This window comes from Arsenophonus endosymbiont of Bemisia tabaci Q2, from assembly GCF_902713415.1.
Classification (GTDB): Bacteria; Pseudomonadota; Gammaproteobacteria; order Enterobacterales; family Enterobacteriaceae; genus Arsenophonus.
The window spans coordinates 1-1958 of sequence record NZ_CACTIE010000089.1; the positions used below are offsets into that span (position 1 = coordinate 1).

General features: G+C 32.0%; 3 protein-coding genes. All 3 read left to right on the forward strand.

Translation table 11 applies throughout. The features are described 5' to 3' along the window. The first annotated feature begins 40 nt into the window (after positions 1-40). The 3 genes from ARSQ2_RS05030 (at position 41) to cspE (ending at position 1533) form a co-directional block, all read left to right on the forward strand. Positions 41-295, forward strand: coding sequence for a transposase (locus ARSQ2_RS05030; protein ID WP_238334320.1), 255 nt, complete (start codon positions 41-43; stop codon positions 293-295). 454 nt (positions 296-749) lie between these two features. Next, complete coding sequence (locus tag ARSQ2_RS05035; protein ID WP_238334321.1) at positions 750-1106, forward strand: phosphate-starvation-inducible protein PsiE; 357 nt, start codon at positions 750-752, stop codon at positions 1104-1106. A 211-nt stretch (positions 1107-1317) separates the two neighbouring features. Beyond that, positions 1318-1533 carry a transcription antiterminator/RNA stability regulator CspE gene (gene cspE, locus ARSQ2_RS05040; protein WP_181994580.1) on the forward strand — a complete coding sequence of 72 codons (216 nt, stop codon included), beginning with the start codon at positions 1318-1320 and terminating at the stop codon, positions 1531-1533. Positions 1534-1958 lie beyond the last annotated feature (425 nt).

Sequence of the window (1958 nt, forward strand, 5' to 3'; positions counted from 1 at the left end):
CTGGGGAACTAAAGGAAGAACAAATGTTATCGGCGCTTTATTGGGCACAACGCTGTTTGCTGCTATCGGATTATTTGATATCAATATTAACAGCGATGTTTTCTATGCATGGGTCACCCAAATCCTTATCCCAGTACTTCCTAAAAACAGTGTAATCATGATGGATAATGCAACTTTTCACAAGAAACAGAGTATTCAACAAGTCATCATCGATGCGGGGCATATGGTGGAATATTTGTCTACCTATTCGCCAGATCTTAATCCAATTGAACATAAATGGGCACAAGTTAAATGAAAAAAAGCGCTCGGATGCGACACAGATATTTTGTTGGCACTCAATATGCTGTAATCAAAATTAAGTTGCTTAGCTATAACTCGTGTTGTTTATAACCAGGAATCGTTACTGTGAGTTCTAGATTTTCTTTTTCTTTTTGGTATAAATTATCGGCCGGAATATCTGACAACGCCTTCTCGCCAATTATTCAGCTAAATAGCTTATCCATTTAGGTAAATCTGTCGGATAACAGGTTATCACTTAGCATAGGAATAAAAAAAAGAACGATAAGCGATATTGTCCTCCTTTTTGCGCTTATTGATTCGTATATTACCTTGTTCAGTTATAATGCTAAATGGGGGTAACCTTATTTATTTTCAAGGGGATTTTATAGTTAATGAAACCAATAAATATAACAAAATTGCAAATATGTGCATTATCTCAGTCAATATTAATATCACGCATATTGTAATGGATAATTAGTTTCAGTTTATTATTGTTAGCTGTTATTTTCATTATTTTTTTGATGAAAGAAACGTTTACTTTAGCTTTACTATTATTCAGGTCAGTCAATACAACCCAGACTTATCTTTTGCTTGAAGGGATCGTTAATTATTTTCTTTATTTTGAATTTATCGCATTAATAATTAAATATTTTAATTCTTTTTATCATTTTCCTTTACAATGTTTTGTATATATCGGTATTACTGCTATCATTCGATTAATGATCGTAGAACATAAAGATCCATTTTCTGTATTGATTTATGCAATCTCGATATTATTCATGGTCTTAGTCTTGTATTTGGCTAACGCAAAACGTCTTGTAGAATAAAAAACTATTGATTAAAACGATAAAGTATGAGTTAATTAACTCTATTTTCGGGATTAACAATCTCTTTTTATTAGTGAAAATTTTAAGTAATTCAAAATCTAGCGATATCACAATACCTCTTCATTAATGAGTTCCTTCTGATTAAATACCATTAGTAAAATCATGTTAATCTTTGAGATTTTTGATTAATTAACAAAATTAAGGAACTTATATGTCAAGCATTAATACAGGTATTGTTAAGTGGTTTAACGCGGATAAAGGTTTTGGGTTTATTTCACCCAAAAATGGTAGTCAGGATGTGTTTGTTCATTATTCTGCCATTCAGGGTAATGACTATAAAACCCTCCATGAAGGGCAGGAAGTGAATTTTTCAGTCGAAAGCGGCCATAAAGGACCTTCTGCAACTAATGTGATAGCGTTATCGTAGAACTGAATTGATTGATATTATCGGGTGGTTATCTTTATACTATTCGATAATTTCGTTTAGTTAGTAACAAATATCCGCTTGCCACTTTCACCTATCAGAATTCCGTTACCACCGTCAATATCAAAATAGTAAAGTAAGCCTTTATCTGTTAGTTTACGTTCTCGTAATCTTATTATTTTGACAACTTCTTCGTTTCAGGAAACGGAAATACCAGGTTCTAGTCTTCGAAATGTTGTTCTGTGTTTGTTGGGTTGAATCATGATAATTTCCCGTGATTGAGAGGTAACCAAGAAAAAACTAAAAATCGATTTATTGTTGGGGTTCTAATTTAGAACTCTTTATTATTTATTTTTTGGAGAGTTTTCCGTGATGTGAACACTATTTATAATAATTAACAATTTTAGTTAATCACCTTGCTATAGGGG